We start from the raw sequence: 22,092 nt of genomic DNA on the forward strand, positions 1-22,092 counted from the left end.
TGCTGCAACCAGTGTGAAAGTAGGTTATCGTCAGGCTTGTTATTCGCAGTAAGAGAAAAACCCGATCAGAAATGGTCGGGTTTTTTTTCGTCTGGACATTGACGGGGCAACCCAACAGCAAAGGCTGGGGTCAGTCACTTCGTGATCGGGATGTGCCCCACTGGGGCGCATCCCCCCCCTCCCGCGTTGGCGTCGAATCTGGCGCTGGCGGTGTGGAGGGTCTGACCCCGGGTGTTCGGGTGCGGCGTTTTATCGACTCACGTCTTCCCAGCTCAAGCCAAACTTCGTCAGATACTTTTTCAACCTGTCAGCGTCATTTGGTTTGGCCTTCGCATCACGCGATACGGCATACAGCTTGCGACCCGCATCGGACAAGCTGTTCGATTGCTGGCATACCTGAATTACCGACCTCAGCTGCAGGACATCAAACAGGTCGAGCTGCGCGGCTGCCTCGCTTCCCATGATATCGGCCAGGTCGATTTCCGTGCTGGCGGCGGGCTTGTCATGATGCTGCCACATGCGCTTCAAGCGCCGGATTTCCTCGTCGACCACGCCATCCGTGATGCGTCCCGCTTCCGACAGGGTGGCCAGGCGCGTGACAGCGGCGGACAGGTCGCGGAAATTACCCTTCCATGCCGAGGTGGGCAGGGTGGCGAAACGCATGAAACGCTCGTGTGCCTCCTTGTTGAAGCGCACGCGTTCGCCCGTCTCCGCGCTGTATTGCGTCAGCAGGTATTCCAGGTTCGGCTCGATATCTTCCGGGCGCTGCGCCAGGCCCGGCAATTCGTATGTCCACAGATTGATGCGCGCATACAGGTCTTCGCGGAAGCGGCCGGCCGCCACTTCTATGCCCAAATCTCGGTTGGTGCCGGCGATCAGCTGGAAGTCGCTCTGCACCTCCGTATCGGCACCGACGGGGAAAAAGCGCTTTTCTTCGATGGCTTTCAGCAGCATCGCCTGTTCGTCGAGCCCCAGTTCACCGATTTCATCGAGAAACAGCAAGCCCCTGTGTGCACTGCGCAGCAAGCCTGGCCGGTCCGAGCCCGCCCCCGTGAAGGAACCCTTGATATGCCCGAACAAGGTGGAGGCTGCGCCATCGCCATGCAAGGTGGCGCAATTGAGGTCGATGAACTTGCCATCGATCTGATGGCGCGATTTTTTCAGTTCATACACGCGGCGCGCGAGGACGGATTTGCCGGCACCGGTCGGCCCCATCAACAGCATGGGGGCTTTTGACTTGATGGCGACGCGCTCGATTTCATCGATCATGCCGTTGAACTGGGCATTGCGCGTGGCAATGCCGGACTTCAGGAAGGCCACGCCTTCGGCCTGTTCGCGCGTAAAACGCTGGGCGATCTGGTCGTAGCGCGACAGATCGAGGTCGATCAGCGCGTAGCTGCCGGGATTGCCGGCGCCCTGGCGCTTTGGCGGCGACGTTTGTACGAGGCGGCCGGGGAAATAGCGCGCTTCCGTCATCAGGAACATGCAGATCTGCACCACGTGGCTGCCGGTGGTGATGTGGATCCAATAGTCTTCCTTGTCCGGATCGAAGGGGTAGCTGTTGGCAAAATCATAGAGCGCGCCATACACATTCTCGAAGTCCCAGGCATCGCTGATAGGCAGTTCATGGGAGATCAGTCTGGTTTCAGGCGAGACGCTGGCGATATCCTGCGACACCTGGCGCACCAGGTTGTCGAACTGGCTGCCCGCGTACAGCAACTCGAAGCGGTCGATAATCTTGTCCTCATGCTGGGTCAGGGCGATGCTGGGACGCCATTTTTCCCAGCGTGCCGCTCCCCTGCCGTTGTCGAGCTGCGTGCCGAGAAAACCGATAACGACGGTGCGTTTTGCTTGCATATGTGAGATAAAAATTTATCTTAAAAGATAATTATATTCCAAATCGCCATGACAGGGATATTTTCAGTGCACAGCTTGCGTGGAAATATTACTTAATGAAATCAATTGGTTATGAAAATTTTTGAGGAATTATTGAAAGCTGGCACAGCGCTTGCAATAGAGGAGATACCAACGAGATAAACGTAGAGAGCAGAGAGGGACGAAAAATGGCCAACGCCCAGTTATTTCAGAGCGCGCAACTGACCGGTACCTTGCCAGCGGCCCTGGCACGCAATGCCGAAGGCGCGCCAGCCTATGCGCTGACGCCCCGGCATCAGCTGGCGCAATACGCGGCCACCGGCTGCCTGAACACGACGTTTTATGCCAGCGCCGAAGCGCAGCTGGCAACAGTACTCGAGCTGTGCCAGGCGGTCGAGCCCGCCTTCATTGCGCAGACGGCCGTGTACTGCCGCGAACGGGGCTACATGAAAGACATGCCGGCCTTGCTGGTGGCCGTGCTGGCGGGGCAGGGCGCTGCGCAATTCGCACCGGCATTCCGGCGTGTCATCAACAACGGCAAGATGCTGCGCAACTTTGTGCAGATCATGCGCTCCGGCGCCGTGGGACGCAAGTCGCTGGGATCGCGTCCGAAAAAGCTCGTGCAGGCATGGCTGAACACCGCTTCGGAACAGGCCTTGCTGGCCGCCGCCGTGGGCAATGCGCCTTCGCTGGCCGACGTGGTGAAGATGGTGCATCCGAAACCGCAGGAAGCGTGGCGGGAGGCATTCTTTGCCTGGCTGATCGGCAAGCCCTACGATGCCAAGGCGCTGCCGCCGGCGCTGGCCGCGTTCGAGGCCTACAAGGCGGATCCTTCGCAAGCGATACCGGAGGTGCCATTCCAGATGCTGACGGCGCTGTCCTTGAGCGCACAGGATTGGGCGCAGATCGCCCGCCAGGGCAGCTGGCAAATGGTGCGCATGAATCTGAACACCTTTGGGCGTCACGGCGTGTATGCGATAGCCGGCATGCCGGAGCTGATCGCCGCCAAGCTGCGCGATCCCGAGGCGATTAGCCGGGCACTGGTGTTTCCGTACCAGCTGCTGTCCGCGTACCTGGCGGCCGGTGAGAGCGTGCCGGCCATCGTGCGCGATGCGCTGGAAGCGGCGCTGGAAATAGCGCTGGCGAACGTGCCGCGGATCGCTGGCAGGGTGGTGGTGTGCCCCGACGTCTCCGGCTCGATGTCGTCGCCCGTCAGCGGTTTTCGCGGCAGCGCCACGTCGAGCGTGCGCTGCATCGATGTGGCGGCGCTGGTGGCGGCGGCCATGCTGCGCAAGAATCCGGATGCCGTGGTGCTGCCGTTCGAGCACAGCGTCGTGCAGTGCGGACTCGGCGCGGATGAAAGCGTGATGGTGAACGCGGCCAGGCTGGCGGCCATCGGCGGTGGCGGTACCAATTGCAGCGCGCCGCTGCTGCGCATGAACAGCAAGAAGGCGCTGGCCGACCTGGTGATCTATGTGTCCGATAACGAATCGTGGATCGACGCCAGACGCAGCGGCGCCACGGCGACGATGGGACAATGGAAGGTGTTCAAGCAGCGCAATCCGCAGGCGAAACTGGTGTGCATCGATATTGCGCCGCATGCCACGACGCAGGCGATGGAATGCGAGGATATCCTGAATATCGGCGGTTTTTCCGATGACGTCTTCAAGATCATCGCCGCCTTTGCCGCCGGCCAGCTGGACCCCGCCCACTGGGTGGGAGAAATCGCCGCCATCGATATCGCGGCAACCGGTTGTTGAAGTAAAGCGCATGAATGCGGACAAGACTACATAAGAGACGTCCTGTCCAGACTTGTCATGCGCCGCAGTGCCCCGAATGCAGACAGGATTACATCGATCAGCCGCGTCAAACCGGCCTGGCGTGCGCAGTACGCCGCCAGAAAATCCTGTCCCTCCTTGTCGGGTTGTCGTACTGATTACAATAGAAAATGAGAGAAGCGATGAAAAAAGAAGAATACGACGTCCTGCATACCGAAGGCAGCCGTCCCGTCAAAATGTGGACACGTGGCGTGCCCGTCGAAGAAGCGGCCAAAAAGCAATTGCGCAACACGGCGACCCTGCCGTTCATTTACAAGCACATCGCCGTCATGCCCGACGTCCACCTAGGTAAAGGGTCGACCATCGGCAGCGTGATTCCCACCCTGGGCGCCGTGATTCCTGCGGCGGTGGGCGTGGATATCGGTTGCGGCATGATGGCGGCGAAAACCACGCTGACGGCGAATGATTTGCCCGATAATCTGGGGCCACTGCGCAGCGCCATTGAACGCGCCATTCCGCACGGGATGTCGCCAAAGACGCGCGGACACCGCGGCCGCGACGAGGGTTCCTGGCATACGCCGCCCTCGGTGGTCGATGCCGCGTGGCTGCAATTGAAGGATGAGTTCGATGCGATCTGCCTGAAAACGCCGAAGCTGAAAAACACGAACAATTATCGCCACCTGGGGACTTTGGGCAGCGGTAATCACTTCGTCGAGGTCTGTCTCGATGAACAGGGTTCCGTATGGTTCATGCTGCATTCCGGTTCGCGCGGCGTGGGCAATGCCATCGGCAGCCATTTCATCGAACTGGCCAAGCAGGATATGCGCACCCACTTCATCAACCTGCCCGACCAGGACCTGGCTTACCTGGCCGAAGGCACGCAGCATTACGACGATTATGTGGAAGCGGTGGGCTGGGCGCAACGCTTTGCGCGCAACAACCGCGAAGTGATGATGCAGAACCTGATCGCCGCCGTGCGCACGGTCATCCATAAACCGTTCCAGACGCACGTGGAAGCCGTCAACTGCCACCATAACTATGTACAGAAGGAGCACCACTTCGGCAAGGATGTATTGATTACGCGCAAGGGCGCCGTGTCGGCCCGTGCCGGCGAGCTGGGGATCATTCCCGGTTCCATGGGCGCGAAGAGTTTTATCGTGCGCGGCAAGGGCAATGCGGAGAGTTTCCATAGCTGCAGCCACGGTGCGGGACGCACGATGAGCCGCACGGAAGCGAAGCGGCGCTTCAACCTGGATGACCAGATCCGCGCTACGCAAGGCGTGGAATGCCGTAAGGATGAAAACGTGATCGATGAAATTCCGATGGCCTACAAGGATATCGATGCGGTGATGCTGGCGCAGCGCGAGCTGGTTGATGTCGTGCATATCTTGAAGCAGGTCGTCTGCGTCAAAGGATAATAGAGAGAAAACAGAGATGATAGAAATAGATGGAGCGCAAGGCGAAGGCGGCGGACAGATTTTACGTTCGGCGCTGAGCTTGTCGATGATCACGGGGCAACCGTTTCGGCTGATTAACATTCGCGCGGGGCGGGAAAAGCCCGGCTTGCTGCGCCAGCATCTGCTGGCCGTGCAGGCGGCAACCGCCATTTGCGGGGCGCGCACGACGCCGGTGGCGCTGCGCGCGTCGAGCCTGGAATTTGTGCCTGGTCCCCTGCGCGGCGGCGACTACCGCTTTGCCATCGGCAGCGCGGGCAGTTGCACTCTGGTATTGCAAACCCTGTTGCCGGCCCTGCTGCATGCGGATGGGCCATCCACCGTGCGCATCACTGGCGGCACGCACAATGCCATGGCACCGCCCGTGCATTTCCTGCAGCGCGTGTATGGCCGTGTCCTGGAACAGATGGGGGCCGAGGTGGATATTACGCTGCAACGCTATGGCTTTCATCCCGCGGGCGGCGGCGAGGTGACGGCCACCGTGCAACCGTGCCAGCGCTTGCGCCCCATCGCATTGCTGCAGCGCGGTGAACGGAAGGCGGGGTATGCGGAAAGCGTGGTGGCGGGCGTGCATGTGCAGGTGGCGCAGCGGGAGCTCGAGCGTGTCGCCGGGGGCATGGGCTGGAGCGGCAAGCAGTTGCGCCTCGTCGGCTTGCCGGCGGAGCAGGGACCGGGCAATGTCCTGTTGCTGACGCTCGAGCATGAGTATATTACGGAAGTGTTTACTTCTTTCGGCGAAAAGTCCTTGCTGGCCGAATCGGTGGCCAAGCGCCTGTTGAACGAGGTGCGCGCCTATCTCAAGACGGACGCGGCCGTCGGCGAACACATGGCCGATCAGCTCTTGCTGCCCATGGCGCTGGCCGGCGGCGGTAGCTTCAGTTGCAACAAGGTCTCGCAGCATGCGCTGACGAATGCGGAGGTGATTACCCGGTTTTTACCCGTGCGTATCACTTTCGAGCAGCAGGAGCGGAGCAGCATCTGCACGGTGGCCGCCGCCTGACGCGCGCGCTGACACAACTGGCTGTTGCAGCTGTTCCAAATTGATACATGGGCGGCCGGATGTGGGGCATAGACGCATGGCATGGCATTTGCTCTTCTTTGGTATTGACTAAAAAACCAAGGAGACCAGCATGACCTATTCCATTCGTACCCTGCTCGGCGTAGCCGCCGCCGGCGCCGTTGCCCTCACTTCCCTGCTGACCTTGCCGCATGCCTATGCGCACGGCAATGTCACGCCGCAAGGCGTCGATACCACGGGCTTGCCCAAGGTGGGCGACAAGTGGCTCGAACAAAATCCGTATCGGGGCAACAAGCTGGCCTTGACGGTGGGCACCTCGGCCTACAACCAGAATTGCGCCCGCTGCCACGGCATCGAAGCCATCTCGGGCGGCATTGCGCCGGATTTGCGCCAGCTGGACCGCGATTGCTTCGGTATCAAGAATGAGACAAAGAAACAGGCTTGCTACAAGGAGACGGATAATTACTACCTGGCCACCATACGCCACGGTAAAGTGCGTAATGGCGCTGTGTACATGCCGCCGTTCGAAGGCGTGTTCAACCAGGAAGCCATGTGGGCCATCAAGACCTATCTGGAAACTCGCCGCGAATCGAATTAAATCGAACTGATCACAAAGGAGTCCCATGCGTTCATTTCAATTCCGGGGCGCGCGCGCGATGATCTCGCTCGCCTGCCTGGCGCTGTGCGCAGCCGCGCCGGCGCGCGCCGACTGGCAAAAAGTGCAGCAGTCGGGCAGCCTGAAAGTGGCTGTGTATAACGAGTTCGCGCCGTTTTCCGACAAGGGCGCGGGCATCGATATCGACATCGCCGAAGCGCTGGCGAAAAAGCTGGGTTTGAAACTGAGCTTGCTGCCATTTCCCGCCGGCGAGAACTTGAACGATGATTTGCGCAATATGGTGTGGAAGGGGCATTACCTTGGTTATGGTCCCGCCGATGTGATGCTGCATGTGCCGGTCGACAAGAAGTTGATGGCGGATAACGACAAGGTCGAGATCTTCGCGCCGTACTACGTGGAAACTGTGCGCCTGGCGCGCAGCGCGCAAGCCGTGCCGCAATTCGATGGCGTCGCTTCGCTGGCCGGCAAGCGCATCGGCGTGGAAAAAGTATCGATCGCGGCCATGCTGATGCTGGGTGAAGACAATGGCAAGTACCGCGACGACGTGCGCATCTTCGACACGGCGGCCGAAGCGTTGCAGCAATTGCAGGCAGGGCAACTCGATGCCGTGCTGGCCAACCGTTCGGAGATCGAATCGGTGCTGAAAAGCGATCCCGCTTTCCCCATGAGCGAAGTGGCGTTCGCCCGCTTGCCGCGTGCCGGCTGGGCCGTGGGCCTGGCCGTCAGCCGCCAGCAGCTCGACGTGGCAAAGTTGCTGCAGGCGGCCATGAACGAGATGGCGGCCAGCGGTGAATTGAAAGCCATCTTTGAAAAATATGGCGTGAAGGAAGCACGGCCCTGAAGTAGCTTGTACTAGTTTAAAAGCCCGCGCATCGGAAGAGGCGCGGGCTTTTTAGTTTTAGAAACTATATTGGGCGCTAACACCCAGCAACCAATTGCGTCCCGGCGCCGCTTCATAGTAGCGCTTGTTGCTGTCGCCGACGATGACGGAGCCCACGTAGGTCTTGTCGAAAAGATTGTTCAGGCGGGCAAATTCCTTGAAGCGCCAATTGCCCACGTTTTGTTTGGCGTTGACGCGCGCATTGAACACCGTATAGCCGGGCGCCGGCTTTTCGCTATTGCTGTCTTCCGCGTAGACCTGGTTGCTGGCCACGCTTTCCAGCGCCGCGCCAAAACGGTCGAGCGTATCTTTCCAGGCCAGTTCCGCAAACAAGTTGGCGCTGGGCACGCCCGGCAAGCGGCTGCCTTCGCGCACGCTGCCAAACGCCTGGTCATACACGGCGTGCAGGCTGGTCAGTGCCACTTTTGTCGTGAAGCCATATGGCAGGTTCGAGTCCAGCGACACTTCCATACCCTGGCGCAAGGTCTTGCCCCCATTGCGGTAGCTGGTGCGTCCGCCGCTGGACTTGTCGACCACCAGTTCGTCGCTGGTCTTGATCTGGAACACGGCCGCGTTCACGTGCGTATTGTTATTGATCCTCGCCTTGACGCCTGCTTCCAGGTTGGTGCTGGTCGCTGGTTTCAAGTTGAAATTGAAGCCGCCGCCCGTGCCCGAGTAAAACAGTTCATTCAAGGTAGGCGCCTCGAAGCCGCGCGCGGCGCTGGCATACACGTTGACGTTCGGCGTCAATTTATACAGCAGGCCCAGCACGGGTGTCGTGTGGCTGAACTCCAGGCTGCCGCTATCGTTGCCGTTGCTGAGGAAATGGTCGTCGACCGCCACTTTCATCTTGCTGTAGCGCACACCTGCGCTGAGCAGCCATGGGCCGCCTTGCCATTCCGCCTGGATATACGGATCGAGGCTGGACACGACATTCTGTTCATCGCGGCGCAGCTTGCCCTTCAATCCGTACACTTCGCCGATATAGTTCTCATAGCCGGTACGGTCATCGCTGGAGCGGCCGTAATCGATGCCGATGGTGGTGCTCAGCTTGCCGCCGGCCAGCTGGTTCACGTGCAGCCAGTTGGTGTCGATGCCATAGAACTGGCGCTGGAAGTCGACCACGCCGCCCGAATGCTTAAGTAGACCGTCCACTTTGGTATTTTGGAATGCTTTATTAAACGCCTGGTACTGGATCACGTCGCGGTTGCCGCCATACACCATAACGTGCAGGCGGTCATCGCCGAACGACTGTTCATAAGTGGCGCCGATCTGCTGGTGGTCGATGCTCTTGCGGGTGTTGTAGCGTTCGGCCAGGGTGCGTTTCGGGTTTTGCGTATCCGTCGCGTCGACCTCACCGGCGCGCGGGTCGGCGGCAAACGTGGCCCAGGTAGCGCCCAGCGGATCTTGCGTATTGCCTTGATGCAGGCTGTTGGCGACGATGGTCAGCTTGCTGTCCTTCGTCGGCTTGACGGTGATCTTGCCGAACGCCTGTTCGCGCGTGGCGGCGCTATGGTCGCGGAAGCCGTCCGTGCGGAAGCGCGAACCGTCGAGCACGTAGCCGATGCCGCCTGCCTGGCCTTGCGCCGAGAGATCGACCTTGCTGGTGCCGTAGCTGCCGCCCGTCACATTCAGTTCGACGGACGGGGGATTTTGTCCATCCCTGGAAAACAGCTGGATCACGCCGCCCGAATGGTTGCCGTAGATGGCAGAAAATGGCCCACGCAATACTTCGATGCGCTCGGCCGTATCGAGGTTGAAAGTGGCGGCCTGGCCCTGGCCGTCGGGCATGCTGGCGGGAATGCCATCGCTGATCAGCTTGACACCGCGCACGCCGAAGGCCGAGCGTGCGCCGAAGCCGCGCGACGAGATCTGCAAGTCTTGCGCATAGTTCTGGCGGTTTTGCACGACCAGGCCCGGCACGGCGGCCAGCGCTTCCGACGCGTTGACGCGGATTTGGCCATCCTGGATGCGCGCGCTGTCGACCACGTCGATCGAGGCCGGCACTTCCTGGCTGGGGTGGGCGATGCGGCTGCCGCTGATGACCACCGTATCCATGAGTTGCCCGTTGGCCGGGTCAACTGCTTCGGCGGCAAAGACGTGGGGGGCGAAGGTGGCGCTGCCGGCGACAAACAGGCTGGCGATGGTGTTCAGGCGGAAACGATGCTGCATGCGGATTCTCCAATGTGAATAAAAGCCTGCTTGATCGCGTGCGCGGTACAGGTCTGCGTAGGTGTATCAAGCAATATGCCTGCCATGTCTCCATTGGTGGGCTGAAATTATACGCGTGTCAGTGGCACGGCGTTTGCATACGTTAATTGTCAGAGGCGCCGATGCCGCGCGCTTTTCCTGTGTTTTGCCATTGAAAAGGTGATTATGCCCAACTTCTTCTCGTGCTTGCGCCAGGTTTGCTGGCTATTGCCGGCGCTCGCCAGCACCGCCCTCCAGGCCGCTCCCTTTGCCTATGTCCCCAATGAAAAATCGGGCACCTTGAGCGTGATCGACACGGCGACCGACCAGGTCGTGCGCCAGATCGCGGCAGGCAAGCGGCCGCGCGGCATCGCCGCCGACCCCACCGGACGGCAATTGTTTGTCACGGATGCCGCCAGCAGTGCCTTGTTGCTGATCGATAACGCTGCCGGCACGCCCGTGCGCACGGTGGCGCTGGGCAAGTCGCCCGAAGGCGTCAGCGCTTCCCGGGACGGTCATTACGTGGCAGTGGCCGTCGAGGAAAACAATAGCGTGGCCTTGCTCGATGGCCAGACAGCTACCTTGCTCGCCGATATCAAGGTGCAGGGACGCAATCCGGAACATGCCGTCTTCAGCCCGGATGGACGCTGGCTGCTGGTCAGCGCGGAAGAGGCCGAGCAAGTCGATGTCATTGATGTGGCGCAACGCCGCCAAGTCGCTTCCATCGCCGTGGGACTGCGTCCGCGCGGCATCGGTTTCAGCCCGGACTCGGGCCGCGCCTATGTGGCGTGCGAACTGGTCAATGCCGTCTACGTGATCGACATGGCCGCGCGCAAGGCGATTGCCACCATTCCAGCGGGCAAGAATGCGAATGGCATCGTGGTCCATCCCAACGGCAAGCAAGTGTATGTCTCGAATGGCACGGACGGCACGGTGATGGCGATCGACACGGCCAGCAATCAAGTGACGGCCACGATTGACGTCGGCAAGCGCCCGTGGAACATGGCCATCACGCCCGACGGCGCCAAGCTGTACGTGGCCAATGGCCGTTCGAACAGTGTATCCGTCATCGACACGGCCAGCGCGCGCAAGGTGGCCGATATTGCCGTGGGCGAATTGCCTTGGGGCGTGGTGATTCGTTGATTCCTTGGTGGCACAGGCGCAGGTGTTCCAGTCTGGTACACCTGTTCCATTGTGCAGCGGCGCAGGGGAGATGCCGCAGGGCTGGCCCGGATTGGAACAGGACGTCTTCACCTTGTTCAAAATGCAAACAGGCCCACGTCCCCACCCAAGCAGGTGGCCTGCGCTGAAAAACGTGCCGGGTTTGATGCCGCGCCCTTGTAACAGGGATAAAACCGGCTAAGTTTGTAGTGGGATGGCGAGCTGGCACGGCATTTGCGGAAGACTCTGTGTACTCACCCCATCTGTACCAGGACGTTTGATTTTAATTAAGTAATTCCATTCTAATTAACCCGATAGAGGACGACATGAATCTCGCAGACATCAGCAAACTGGGCGTAGCCAATCCCTTCAAACAACGCTATGACAATTACATCGGCGGCAAATTCGTTGCACCAGTAAAAGGTGAGTACTTTCCTAACATCACGCCGATCACAGGCTTGCCGTTTTGCGAAATCGCCCGTTCCACGACGGAAGACGTCGAGCTGGCGCTGGACGCCGCGCACGCCGCCAAGGAAGCATGGGGCAAGACTTCGCCGGCCGAGCGCGCCAATATTTTGAACCGCATCGCCGACCGCATCGAACAGAACCTGAGCCTGATCGCCACGGCGGAAACCATCGACAACGGTAAGCCGATCCGCGAAACGATGAATGCCGACATTCCACTGGCCATCGACCATTTCCGTTACTTCGCCGGTTGCATCCGCGCGCAGGAAGGTTCCGTCGCGCAAATCGATGCGGAAACCTATGCCTACCACTACCATGAGCCGCTGGGCGTCGTGGGGCAGATCATTCCGTGGAATTTCCCGATTCTGATGGCCGTGTGGAAACTGGCGCCAGCCCTGGCCGCCGGCAATTGCGTCGTCTTGAAACCGGCCGAGCAGACTCCGGCATCCATCATGGTGTTGATCGAGCTGATCGGCGACTTGCTGCCGCCGGGCGTGCTGAACATCATCAACGGTTTCGGCCTGGAAGCGGGTAAACCGCTGGCCTCGAGTAAGCGCATCGCCAAGATCGCCTTTACGGGCGAAACGGGCACGGGCCGTCTGATCATGGGCTATGCCGCGCAAAACCTGATTCCCGTCACCCTGGAGCTGGGCGGCAAGTCGCCGAACATCTTCTTTGAAGACGTGATGGATGCCGACGATGACTATTTCGACAAGTGCCTGGAGGGTTTTGCCATGTTCGCGCTGAACCAGGGCGAAGTGTGCACCTGCCCATCGCGCGTGCTGATCCAGGAATCGATCTACGAGAAATTCATCGAACGGGCCTTGAAGCGCGTGGCCGCCATCAAGCAGGGCAACCCGCTCGACTCGTCCACCATGATCGGCGCGCAGGCGTCGCAGGAACAGCTGGAAAAAATCTTGTCCTACCTCGACATCGGCCGCCAGGAAGGCGCGGAAGTGCTGGCCGGCGGCGAGCGCAACACGCAGGCGGGCGACCTGGAAGGCGGCTACTACGTGCGTCCGACCGTGTTCAAGGGCAATAACAAGATGCGCATCTTCCAGGAAGAAATCTTCGGCCCCGTCGTGTCCGTGACCACTTTCAAGGATGAGGCCGACGCGCTGGCGATTGCCAACGATACCTTGTATGGCCTGGGCGCCGGCCTGTGGACGCGTGACGGTTCGCGCGCCTTCCGCATGGGCCGCGCCATTCAGGCGGGCCGCGTGTGGACCAATTGCTACCACCTGTATCCGGCCCATGCCGCGTTCGGCGGCTACAAGCAATCGGGTATCGGCCGCGAAAACCACAAGATGATGCTCGACCACTACCAGCAAACGAAGAACTTGCTGGTGAGCTATAGCCCGAAAGCGCTGGGCTTCTTCTAAACCGGCAACAGGCGCCGCACCTGTAGTCCAGGCGCGGCGCGCAGAAAGGGATGCCATGAGTGCAGCAATTGCCCGGGTGGTTGCCACCGATGCGGCGCTGGAAATGATGGACAAGTTGCGCCAACGTCACGGCCCGCTGATGTTTTTCCAGTCGGGTGGATGCTGCGACGGCAGTGCGCCCATGTGCTACGCGCTGGGCGAGTTCGATGTCAGCGACACCGATATCTATCTCGGCAATTTGAATGGCACACCGTTCTACATGGGACTCGAGCAATTCGAGTACTGGGAGCATACCCAGTTGATTATCGATGTGGTCGATGGCAATGGCGGCATGTTTTCACTCGACAACGGCACGGGCAAGCGCTTTTTGACGCGCTCGCGCCTGTTCACCGATGAAGAGTGCGCGCTGTTGTATGCCCAGCCGCATGAGCACCGCAAGACTTGATACACACATACTAATAAAACAGAGGGAGATGATTGTGCAGAAAAAAATCATGGGGATACTCATCGGTTTGGGTTTGGCATCGCTGGCCCAGGCGGCCGACGTGGGCAATGTCACCAATGCCATGCTCGACAGCACGGCGAAGAATCCGGCCAGCGTCCTGTCGTTTGGCATGGGTACACAGGGCCAGCGCTATTCGCCGTTGACGCAGATCAATGACAAGACCGTGGCCAAGCTGGTGCCAGCCTGGTCGTTCTCGTTTGGCGGCGAAAAGCAGCGGGGCCAGGAATCGCAGCCGTTGATTCACAACGGCAAGATGTTCGTCACGGCATCGTATTCGCGCATCTTTGCCGTCGATTTGAAAACGGGCGCCAAGCTGTGGAAGTATGAGCATCGCTTGCCAGACGGCATCATGCCATGCTGCGACGTGGTCAACCGCGGTGCCGCCCTGTACGGCAACCTGGTGATCTTCGGCACGCTCGATGCCTACCTGGTGGCGCTGGACCAGAATACGGGCAAGATCGTCTGGAAGGAGAAAGTGGATGACTACGCGGCCGGCTACTCGATGACGGCCGCGCCGCTGATCGCCGAAGGCTTGCTGCTGACAGGCGTGTCGGGCGGGGAATTTGGCATCGTGGGCCGGGTGGAAGCGCGCAATCCGATGACGGGCGATCTCGTGTGGAGCCGTCCGACCGTGGAAGGCCATATGGGCCACCGCTATGACAAGGATGGCAAGGCCATCGACAACGGCGTGTCCGGCACGGCGAACAAGACGTGGCCGGGCGACCTGTGGAAAACGGGCGGCGCCTCGACGTGGATGGGCGGCACCTACGATCCGCAAACCAAGCTCGCATATTTTGGCACCGGCAACCCGGCGCCGTGGAACAGCCACTTGCGTCCCGGCGACAATCTGTACTCATCATCCACCGTGGCGCTGGATGTGAAAACGGGGCAGATCAAGTGGGCGTATCAAAACACGCCGAACGATGCCTGGGACTTCGACGGCGCCAACGAATTCGTCACTTTCGACATGGATGGCAAGCGCTACGGCGGCAAGGCCGACCGCAACGGCTTCTTCTATGTCATCGATGCGGCCAACGGCAAGCTGCAGAACGCTTTTCCATTTGTGAAGAAAATCACCTGGGCCAGCAGCATCGACCTGAAGACGGGCCGGCCGAACTATATCGCCGCCGGCCGCCCTGGCGACCCGACCAAGGGCGAAGAGGGCAAGAAGGGCACGACCGTGTTTGCCGCGCCCGCTTTCCTCGGCGCCAAAAACCAGATGCCGATGGCGTACTCGCCGCAAACCAAGCTGTTCTACGTGCCGGCGAACGAATGGGGCATGGATATCTGGAACGAGCCGATCAGCTACAAGAAGGGCGGCGCCTTCCTTGGCGCGGGTTTCACCATCAAGCCCCTGTTTGACGACTACATCGGCGCCATGCGCGCCATCGATCCGAAGACGGGCAAGATCGTCTGGGAAATCAAGAACAACGCGCCGCTGTGGGGCGGCGTGATGAGTACGGCCGGCAACCTGGTGTTCTACGGCACGCCGGAAGGCTTCCTGAAAGCCGTCGATGCGAAGACGGGCAAGGAGCTGTGGAAATTCCAGACGGGCTCCGGCGTCGTGGCGCCGCCCGTCACCTGGCAGGATGGCGACACGCAATATGTCGCCGTCGTCTCCGGCTGGGGGGGGGCGGTGCCGCTGTGGGGCGGCGAAGTGGCGAAGAAGGTCAACTTCCTGGAACAGGGCGGTTCCGTGTGGGTCTTCAAGCTGGCGTCGAAGTAACGGGGTGAAACATCCGGGCCACACGGATGGGTGTCTCCCTGTCCGCCGGATGTTTTCTTTTTGCTGACGGCCCAGGCCGTCAGTTTTTTGTTTACCTGGATGCCCGATACGCCTGCTTGCGGTCAAAAAATGAACACTGTCAGTGGCGATTGATCCGCTGCTGCACACGTTAACTACGCTTTTTCTCTTTCTCCCTCTGAACCGTTCTGGGCACGCTTATTGCCAAAGCTTGAGGTACATCAATCACTGGTGTGCACACTAAAAACAGAGAAGAAAGAGGAGAAAAAATGAACACATTGAGCAAGCTGGGGAGCCTGGGTGTCATGACAATCGCAGCGGTGGGGCAGGCACAAGCCGTCGATATCAAGGCTGGCGACTGGACCGTGTCGGTGGGCGGCATCGTCAACGCCTATTACACGCAAGTGTCGTGTTCGGGCGATGCGGTGGGCGGGCTGGCGCTGGGCGGCCAGGCGCTCGGTTGCGGCGGAGAAAAGGACCGCACCACCATCGGCAACGGCTTGCTGCCGAATGGCTTGATCACCTCGGCAAGCTCGCGCCTGGGCGAGTACGACGTGAAAGCCTTGATCGGCATCTACAACTCGACGGCCACGGACAGCGCCATCAGCCAGAACAGCGTGGTCGATGTGCGCCAGGCATTCTTTACGTTTGGCAATGAACACATGGGTACCTTCAAGCTGGGCCGCGACTACGGCATCTTCGGCGCGAATGCGATCCTCTCCGACATGACCTTGCTGGGCTCGGGCGCACCGGTGCAGGCGACACAGCGGGGCCGGGTGACCCTGGGCCATATCGGCGCTGGCTATACCTATCTGGGCAACTATGGCCAGATCATGTACAGCACGCCGAAGTCGGGCGGCGTTGGCGTCGACGTGGCACTGGTCAGCCCCGTCTCCGATACGCCGATTGTTGCAGGCTCGACCTATTCTTCGAAGTCGAGCCCGCAAGTGCAGGCGCAGCTGACGTATGCGCAGGAAGGCTTGAAAGCCTGGCTGGGCGTGAAGTCGCAAAAATTCACCTCGAAAACGCCGGGCGTGGATGACCTGACCATGCGCGGCGTGGAAGTGGGCGGCTCGTACCAGATGGGGCCGGCCGGCGTGCTGCTCAACTTCCAGGGCGGCAAGGGGCTGGGCATCTTGTCCGATGCGGACCAGGGCGATACCAAGTCGAAGAACTGGCTGTTGCAAGGCACGTACAAGACGACGGACAAGCTGAAGCTGGGCTTGTCCTACGGCATCAGCAAGAACGACGACAACACGGCTGGCACGGGCGGCTTGAAGTCGAATGCCAACCTGACCCTGGGGGCGTACTACTCGCTCAACAGCGCGATCACCCTGGTGGGCGAGCTGGGCCAGACGCGCTCGAAAGGCTTTACGGGTGGCGAAGCGAAGATGAATGGCGTGTCCCTGGGCGGCATTATTTTCTTCTAATTAATGAACGCGGCGCCTTGCGACAAGGCGCCGCACGGAGCGTAGTGCATGAGGACAATGCGGTTGTTCATAGCATGCTGGCTATTCCTGTTTATCCTGGGACAGGCGTGGGCGGGCGTGCTCACCAAGGCCGAGCTGGCAAGGCGCTTTCCTGTTCCCATCGTCGTGGGCGACAAGGAGACCGACTTGCCCGTCTGGCCCCTGTTCAAGCAAAACGCCACGGCCACGCAGCTGATCGGCTACGTGTTTGAATCCGTGGACCTGGCGCCCATTCCCGGCTTTTCCGGCGTGCCCGTCAATCTGCTGATCGCCATTGATCCGCAAGGCAGCTTTCTCGACGTTGCCGTGTTGTCGCAGCATGAACCCGTGTTTCTCGATGGCCTGGGAGAGGCGCCGCTGTTTCAGTTCGTCAAGCAGTACCAGGGCTTGTCGCTGAAACAGAATATCGCTATCGATGCCAGAAAGAAACGCGCGCCAGATGCGACCCATGCCGATATCGATGGCGTGTCGAAGGCCACGGCTTCCGTGCGCATCATCAACCAAAGCGTGCTGGCCTCGGCCTTGAAAGTGTCGCGCAAAAAACTGGGATTTGCGCAGGGCCGCGACCCGGACCAGATTGCCCGCATCCGCATGGAGGTATTCGAGAGACTCAGCGTGGAGCAGATGCTCGAGCGGGGCTTGATCCAGCACGTACGCTTGAGCAATAAGGATGTGGAAACCTTGTTTGCCGGCAGTCCCGGCGCGGGACTCGATGCGGAAGCGACGCGTGAGCCCGATGGCGTGTTCATCGACCTGTACCTGGCGTACGTGTCCGTGCCCACGGTGGGACGCAACCTGTTGACGGAACGCAGCTGGAACAAGCTGCGCAACCGGCTGGACGAAGGCGACCACGCCATTCTCGTCATGTCGCGCGGCCGTTACAGCGTGCTGGGCGACGATTTCGTGCGCGGCACGGTCCCGGACCGGCTGTTGCTGAAGCAGGATGGCTTGCCCATCGACATGCGCGATCTGGACCTGGAATTGAGCCTGTCCGATACGGCCTCGCTGCCGACGGAAAATGTCGCCGTCTTGCGCGTTATCAGCCAGGTGGGACTCGATGCGGCCAGCCCGCTGGCGTTCACGCTGCCGATCACGCGCAGCAAGGGCATCGTGTATCCCGAACGCATCGCCCGCAATGTCGATATCAGCTACCGTCTGCCGGCCGAGTTTTATACGGCGCCGCAAGGCGACGATGCAAGCTGGCGCGGCACGTGGAAGGTACGCAAGGCTGAGTTGCTGCTGTTGCTCGCCGGGCTGGCGCTGCTGGCCGGCGCATTGGCCTGGCAGAAACGCCTGGTGCGCGAGGGCCGGCAATTTATCTGGTTTCGCCGCCTGTTCCTGGTGTTTACGATTGGCTTCATCGGCTATTACGCGCAAGGGCAGTTATCGATCGTCAATCTCACGGGCGCCATCCAGGCGCTGCTGGCCGGGCGCAGTCTGGGCTTCTTCCTGTTTGACCCGATGACGGTGATCCTGTGGGCATTTGTGCTGCTCAGTCTGCTGATCTGGGGGCGCGGCACGTTTTGCGGCTGGCTGTGCCCGTTTGGGGCCCTGCAGGAATTCACGGGCAAGCTGGGCCAGTGGCTGCGCTTGCCTCAATGGAAAATCAAGCCGCGCCTGGATGGGCGCTTGAAATGGATCAAGTATGGCTTGCTGGCGGCCATTCTGGGCAGCAGCGTATTTTCCAGCCAGATCACGGACAAGCTGGTCGAGCTGGAACCATTTAAAACGGCCATCACCCTGAACTTCGTGCGGGCCTGGCCGTTCGTCGCGTATGCCCTGGGCTTGCTGCTGCTCAGTAGTGTTTCCTACAAATTCTTTTGCCGCTACCTGTGTCCGTTTGGCGCGGCACTGGCGCTGCTGGGGCGGTTTCGCCTGTTCAACTGGATTCCCCGTCGCAAGGAGTGCGGCACACCGTGCCAGACTTGCCGCCACCGTTGCGAGCATCACGCCATCGCGGCTAGCGGGAAAGTTGATTACGGCGAGTGTTTCCAGTGCATGGATTGCGTCGTGATTTATGCCAGCGATGAAAAATGCGCGCCCTTGATGCTGGAAATCAAGCGTGCCCGCACCATCCCCATCGTCCGGGTCACGGCAGAGGAGAGCAGCAATGCAGCGTAGAACCTTTATTTCCGCAGCGATAGGCAGCGTGTCCGGCATGGCGGGCTTGTCTTTTCCTGGCAGCATGGCGCGCGGCACGGCCACGGCGTCCGGTGTGCGGCCTTATCAAGGCGCCGCACTGGCGTTTGGCACGACGATTACCGTCACTGTGTTGCACCACGATCAGCGCCAGGCCGAACTGGCCATCGAGGACGCCTTGCATGCAGCGAGGAATATCGACCGCCTGATGAGCATTTACAGCCCGGCCAGTCAAGTCTTCCAGCTGAACCGTGACGGCCGTCTGGCCCGGCCGGACGCGCATTTGTTGGCCGTTCTGGCGCAGGCGCATGCCTTGTCGCAATGGAGCGATGGGGCGTTTGATATCACGGTGCAACCCTTATGGCAGCTGTTTCGCGCGGCAGCAGACGAGGCCGGCTTGCCTGCGGAAACCTTGCGGCGCGCAGCGCAGGCGCGGATAGGCTGGCGGCAACTGGCGTGGAATAGCCGGGAAGTGCGTTTTCTCCGGCCTGGCATGGCGCTGACCTTGAATGGCCTGGCGCAAGGCTACGCGGCGGACATGGCGCTGGCGGCCGTGCAGGCGCGCGGCATACGGCACGCGCTGCTCGATACGGGCGAATTCGTTGCGCGGGGGCAGCGTTCCGTGCGCCGCCCGTGGACCTTGGGCATCCAGGATCCGCGCGATGCAGAAATCCTCGCGGCCACCTTGAAAGTGGAGGGGCGCAGCGTGGCCACGTCGGGCGATTACGAATGTACGTTCACGCCCGACTTCGTGCATCACCACATCTTCGATCCCGCGAACGGCGATTCGCCGGGCGAACTGGCCAGCGTGACGGTGCTGGCTCCCACGGGCTTGCTGGCCGATGGTTTGTCGACAACGTTCATGGTGACGGGCGCGGCGCGCGCGCATGCGATGGCCGCGCAAATGGAAGGCGTCGACCTGATGACCATCGACAAGCGGGGCCGGCGCGCGATGTCGCCCGGCTTTTCCCGTCTACTCTAGCTTATTTCAGATGCGGCACCTTGCGATAGATCGTGTTACGCGATATGCCCAGGGCCCGCGCCGTGGCCGAGACGTTGCCGCCGTGGGCATCGAGCGATTTGAGAATGACGCTTTGCTCCATTTCTTCCAAATTGGCGCCGGCCGCGATCATGCGGTCCGTGCTGGCGCTGGCGGCAGTCGCTTGCGTCATCTCAATATCGTCGAGGAAATCATCGGGCATGTGGCGCAAACAGATTTCATGTTCGTCGCCCGCCATGACGATGGCCGTGCGCAAGAGATTGGTCAGTTGGCGGAAATTGCCTGGCCATTTATGCTGATGGAACATGCGCAGGATGTCCGGCGCCACCGTGTAGCGCGTGTCGGGCGCTTCCGTTGCGAGGATTTTTTTCACGACCGTGTCCAGGTCCGTGCGCTCGCGCAGCGGCGGCAGTTTTACCACTAGTCCATTCAGGCGGTAATACAAGTCTTCGCGAAACAGTCCCTTGGCCATGCGTTCGCGCAAGTTATGATTCGTGGCGCAAATGAGTTCCACATTGACGGTGATCGACTTGCTGCTGCCCAGGGGCGTGACCATGCGTTCCTGCAACACGCGCAACAGCCGCGCCTGCAAGCCAAACGGCATGTCGCCGATTTCATCGAGGAACAGGGTGCCGCCATTGGCTTGCAATATCTTGCCAATGGCACCCTTCTTGCGCGCGCCCGTAAATGCGCCGTCTTCATAGCCGAACAGTTCGGACTCGATCAGGGTTTCCGGAATCGATGCGCAATTGACGGCGATAAACGGTCCCATGGCCCGTGGCGAATCGTTGTGGATGGCTTGCGCCAGCAATTCCTTGCCGGTGCCCGTTTCGCCCATGACGAGGATGGGGATGTCGCGCCCCAGCACCTTGTTGACCTTTTCGATGACCAGTTCCAGCTGCGGATCGCCTGTGCGCAGGTAGCGCAAGCCGGACAGGCGCCGCGCCGCGTTGGCCGCATGGCTGGCGGACGCGGGAACCTGTGCCGGCACGGCGTTGATATCGCTATGGTCGGTGCTGGCAGTAAAGCCGTGCTGGAAGACGCTATTGGACAGGCGCAACTGTGCGCGACCATACACGCGCACGCCGCTATGCATGCACAGGTTCAGCAAACCGGGGGCAGCCGTGCGGTAATGGTCGTACAGGGCGGAAACGGGCAAGCCGAACAGGGAGCTGAACGTGTGCGATTGCAGCGCGGCAAATGAGAGGCCCAGCTGGAACAAGCCATTCTTGTTGGCCGATAAAAATCGTCCACCGGGCGTGAACGAGGCGATGCCTTCCATCAATGTGCCGATGAATTCGGGGCGCGCGTGGAAGTGCACGGTGATGGCGTCTTCGAAGGTGGCGGAAAACAGTTGATTTTCGATCATCAGCGCCGACATGCGCACGAGGGCCATCGTATGCTTGTGAAAACTGCGCTGGTCGCTGGACACGTCCAACACGCCGATGACATTGCCCCGGTGGTCGGTGATCGGTGCCGCGGAGCAAGTGAGAAAATGATTGGCCGCCAGGTAATGCTGGTCCGCATGGACCAAGGTCGGTACTTTTTCCGTGATGGCCGTGCCGATGGCATTCGTACCGCGGCTTTGTTCCGACCATGCCACGCCCGGCTGCAGGGCGACGCGGTTGGCTTTCTCCAGGAAATCATCGTCGCCCAGCGAATGCACGATGACGCCGTTGGCATCCGTCAAGATCACCATATTGTGGGTATTGACGATTTGCTGGTACAGGGTTTCCATGGCGGGCAGCGCGTGCGTGTGCAGCAGACGGTTTTGCTCGATCAGCAAGGACAGGTCGGATTTGCCCGCCGGCGTAAAGTCGGGCGTGGCTGTGGGCGACAGGCCAAAGGCGACTGAACGCTGATGGGAAGTTTCGATGATGACGGGGACGTTGTCCTGTCCTGCCGGCAAAATGTTCGCGTCCGCGATGGACGAAAACGGTGCGCTACGGTAAGTAGCTGACGGTTGATACATGATCTCGTTGCCTCCGTTGGGCCCTGTACTGCGGCGCTCTTTTGAATATCGAGAGTGTTCCATAATGTAGCACCTGTCACAGATGGGAGCAAAGCAAAGCGAACCGGGCTATCCCCGTGTTGCTGCCAGGCCCAGAGTTGCTCGCATCAGTGGACAGTGCATATGTCTGTATAAGCAAGTGCGGTGCCAGGACCGTTTCACAGGGTTGGAAAATAGCGCTTGCGGGGCGTGCGGGGCAAGGCTATAATTCGCCCCCTCGCTGAACGACGCATGCAAATGTTGAGTGCGGTGAGAAAAAAGAAGGAGTTGACGGACGTAGCAAATTGCTTCATACTCTTCCTTCTTCGCGGCTGACAAACACAACGCTTTGTCGATAGCGCGAAAGCAGTACCGAATACAGTTCTTTAACAATTAACAGTCGATAAGTGTGGGCATTTGATGTAA

Annotated in this window: 15 protein-coding genes; 12 read left to right on the forward strand and 3 right to left on the reverse strand. The window is 60.3% G+C overall.

Going from position 1 to position 22,092, the window contains the following annotated elements; all coding sequences use genetic code 11:
• Window positions 1–249: 249 nt before the first annotated feature.
• Complete coding sequence (rtcR, locus tag BLT98_RS28355; RefSeq protein ID WP_092613702.1) at window positions 250–1,857, reverse strand: RNA repair transcriptional activator RtcR; 1,608 nt, start codon at window positions 1,855–1,857, stop codon at window positions 250–252.
• Window positions 1,858–2,063: 206 nt separating this feature from the next.
• Between rtcR and BLT98_RS28360 the strand changes: the two genes are divergently transcribed.
• The 5 genes from BLT98_RS28360 (at window position 2,064) to BLT98_RS28380 (ending at window position 7,582) form a co-directional block, all read left to right on the forward strand.
• Entirely contained in the window at window positions 2,064–3,635 is a 1,572-nt protein-coding gene (locus BLT98_RS28360) for a vWA domain-containing protein (protein ID WP_092613704.1), read from the forward strand.
• Between the two features lie 200 nt (window positions 3,636–3,835).
• The gene (locus tag BLT98_RS28365; RefSeq protein ID WP_092613706.1) at window positions 3,836–5,071 is read left to right on the forward strand and encodes an RtcB family protein; all 1,236 of its coding nucleotides are present in this window, start codon (window positions 3,836–3,838) and stop codon (window positions 5,069–5,071) included.
• Window positions 5,072–5,087: 16 nt separating this feature from the next.
• Window positions 5,088–6,107 (forward strand): RNA 3'-terminal phosphate cyclase, encoded by a 1,020-nt coding sequence (rtcA, locus tag BLT98_RS28370; RefSeq protein ID WP_092613708.1) that lies wholly within the window; start codon window positions 5,088–5,090, stop codon window positions 6,105–6,107.
• A gap of 130 nt (window positions 6,108–6,237) precedes the next feature.
• Complete coding sequence (pedF, locus tag BLT98_RS28375; RefSeq protein WP_034784660.1) at window positions 6,238–6,723, forward strand: cytochrome c-550 PedF; 486 nt, start codon at window positions 6,238–6,240, stop codon at window positions 6,721–6,723.
• Between the two features lie 25 nt (window positions 6,724–6,748).
• On the forward strand, window positions 6,749–7,582 hold the full coding sequence (locus tag BLT98_RS28380) for a substrate-binding periplasmic protein (protein WP_225317189.1): 834 nt from the start codon (window positions 6,749–6,751) through the stop codon (window positions 7,580–7,582).
• A gap of 57 nt (window positions 7,583–7,639) precedes the next feature.
• On the opposite strand, the gene BLT98_RS28385 is transcribed toward BLT98_RS28380, so the two are convergent.
• On the reverse strand, window positions 7,640–9,793 hold the full coding sequence (locus tag BLT98_RS28385) for a TonB-dependent receptor family protein (protein ID WP_092613712.1): 2,154 nt from the start codon (window positions 9,791–9,793) through the stop codon (window positions 7,640–7,642).
• Window positions 9,794–9,997: 204 nt separating this feature from the next.
• Here BLT98_RS28385 and BLT98_RS28390 point away from each other — a divergent pair, with 204 nt between their 5' ends.
• The 7 genes from BLT98_RS28390 to BLT98_RS28420 all read left to right on the forward strand — a co-directional run bounded on the left by BLT98_RS28390 (window position 9,998) and on the right by BLT98_RS28420 (window position 19,658).
• A complete protein-coding gene (locus BLT98_RS28390) occupies window positions 9,998–10,954 on the forward strand; it encodes a beta-propeller fold lactonase family protein (protein WP_092613715.1) in 957 nt (318 codons plus the stop codon).
• A gap of 344 nt (window positions 10,955–11,298) precedes the next feature.
• Window positions 11,299–12,819, forward strand: coding sequence for an aldehyde dehydrogenase (gene adh / locus BLT98_RS28395; RefSeq protein WP_092613718.1), 1,521 nt, complete (start codon window positions 11,299–11,301; stop codon window positions 12,817–12,819).
• 55 nt (window positions 12,820–12,874) lie between these two features.
• Window positions 12,875–13,264 carry a DUF779 domain-containing protein gene (locus BLT98_RS28400; RefSeq protein WP_092613720.1) on the forward strand — a complete coding sequence of 130 codons (390 nt, stop codon included), beginning with the start codon at window positions 12,875–12,877 and terminating at the stop codon, window positions 13,262–13,264.
• 49 nt (window positions 13,265–13,313) lie between these two features.
• On the forward strand, window positions 13,314–15,050 hold the full coding sequence (locus BLT98_RS28405; RefSeq protein ID WP_083299786.1) for a PQQ-dependent methanol/ethanol family dehydrogenase: 1,737 nt from the start codon (window positions 13,314–13,316) through the stop codon (window positions 15,048–15,050).
• Window positions 15,051–15,337: 287 nt separating this feature from the next.
• A complete protein-coding gene (locus tag BLT98_RS28410; protein WP_092613722.1) occupies window positions 15,338–16,498 on the forward strand; it encodes a porin in 1,161 nt (386 codons plus the stop codon).
• Window positions 16,499–16,555: 57 nt separating this feature from the next.
• Window positions 16,556–18,658, forward strand: coding sequence for a 4Fe-4S binding protein (locus BLT98_RS28415; RefSeq protein ID WP_244517771.1), 2,103 nt, complete (start codon window positions 16,556–16,558; stop codon window positions 18,656–18,658).
• Window positions 18,648–19,658 (forward strand): FAD:protein FMN transferase, encoded by a 1,011-nt coding sequence (locus tag BLT98_RS28420; protein ID WP_092613726.1) that lies wholly within the window; start codon window positions 18,648–18,650, stop codon window positions 19,656–19,658. The genes BLT98_RS28415 and BLT98_RS28420 overlap by 11 nt, the downstream gene beginning before the upstream one ends.
• 1 nt (window position 19,659) lies before the next feature.
• Here the strand turns inward: BLT98_RS28420 and BLT98_RS28425 are convergent, their stop codons facing one another.
• The gene (locus tag BLT98_RS28425; protein WP_244517773.1) at window positions 19,660–21,648 is read right to left on the reverse strand and encodes a sigma-54-dependent Fis family transcriptional regulator; all 1,989 of its coding nucleotides are present in this window, start codon (window positions 21,646–21,648) and stop codon (window positions 19,660–19,662) included.
• Window positions 21,649–22,092 lie beyond the last annotated feature (444 nt).

This window comes from Janthinobacterium sp. YR213, from assembly GCF_900099875.1.
GTDB lineage: Bacteria > Pseudomonadota > Gammaproteobacteria > Burkholderiales > Burkholderiaceae_D > Janthinobacterium > Janthinobacterium lividum.

What these genes read in the sequence shown, in the direction of transcription:
- BLT98_RS28365 (WP_092613706.1), top strand. Translation starts at nt 3,836, where the DNA reads ATGAAAAAAGAAGAATACGACGTCCTGCATACCGAAGGCAGCCGTCCC.
- BLT98_RS28400 (WP_092613720.1), top strand. Translation starts at nt 12,875, where the DNA reads ATGAGTGCAGCAATTGCCCGGGTGGTTGCCACCGATGCGGCGCTGGAA.
- BLT98_RS28390 (WP_092613715.1), top strand. Translation starts at nt 9,998, where the DNA reads ATGCCCAACTTCTTCTCGTGCTTGCGCCAGGTTTGCTGGCTATTGCCG.
- BLT98_RS28360 (WP_092613704.1), top strand. Translation starts at nt 2,064, where the DNA reads ATGGCCAACGCCCAGTTATTTCAGAGCGCGCAACTGACCGGTACCTTG.
- adh (WP_092613718.1), top strand. Translation starts at nt 11,299, where the DNA reads ATGAATCTCGCAGACATCAGCAAACTGGGCGTAGCCAATCCCTTCAAA.
- BLT98_RS28380 (WP_225317189.1), top strand. Translation starts at nt 6,749, where the DNA reads ATGCGTTCATTTCAATTCCGGGGCGCGCGCGCGATGATCTCGCTCGCC.
- BLT98_RS28385 (WP_092613712.1), bottom strand. Translation starts at nt 9,793, where the DNA reads ATGCAGCATCGTTTCCGCCTGAACACCATCGCCAGCCTGTTTGTCGCC.
- pedF (WP_034784660.1), top strand. Translation starts at nt 6,238, where the DNA reads ATGACCTATTCCATTCGTACCCTGCTCGGCGTAGCCGCCGCCGGCGCC.
- BLT98_RS28420 (WP_092613726.1), top strand. Translation starts at nt 18,648, where the DNA reads ATGCAGCGTAGAACCTTTATTTCCGCAGCGATAGGCAGCGTGTCCGGC.
- BLT98_RS28410 (WP_092613722.1), top strand. Translation starts at nt 15,338, where the DNA reads ATGAACACATTGAGCAAGCTGGGGAGCCTGGGTGTCATGACAATCGCA.
- BLT98_RS28415 (WP_244517771.1), top strand. Translation starts at nt 16,556, where the DNA reads ATGCGGTTGTTCATAGCATGCTGGCTATTCCTGTTTATCCTGGGACAG.
- BLT98_RS28425 (WP_244517773.1), bottom strand. Translation starts at nt 21,648, where the DNA reads ATGTATCAACCGTCAGCTACTTACCGTAGCGCACCGTTTTCGTCCATC.
- rtcA (WP_092613708.1), top strand. Translation starts at nt 5,088, where the DNA reads ATGATAGAAATAGATGGAGCGCAAGGCGAAGGCGGCGGACAGATTTTA.
- rtcR (WP_092613702.1), bottom strand. Translation starts at nt 1,857, where the DNA reads ATGCAAGCAAAACGCACCGTCGTTATCGGTTTTCTCGGCACGCAGCTC.
- BLT98_RS28405 (WP_083299786.1), top strand. Translation starts at nt 13,314, where the DNA reads ATGGGGATACTCATCGGTTTGGGTTTGGCATCGCTGGCCCAGGCGGCC.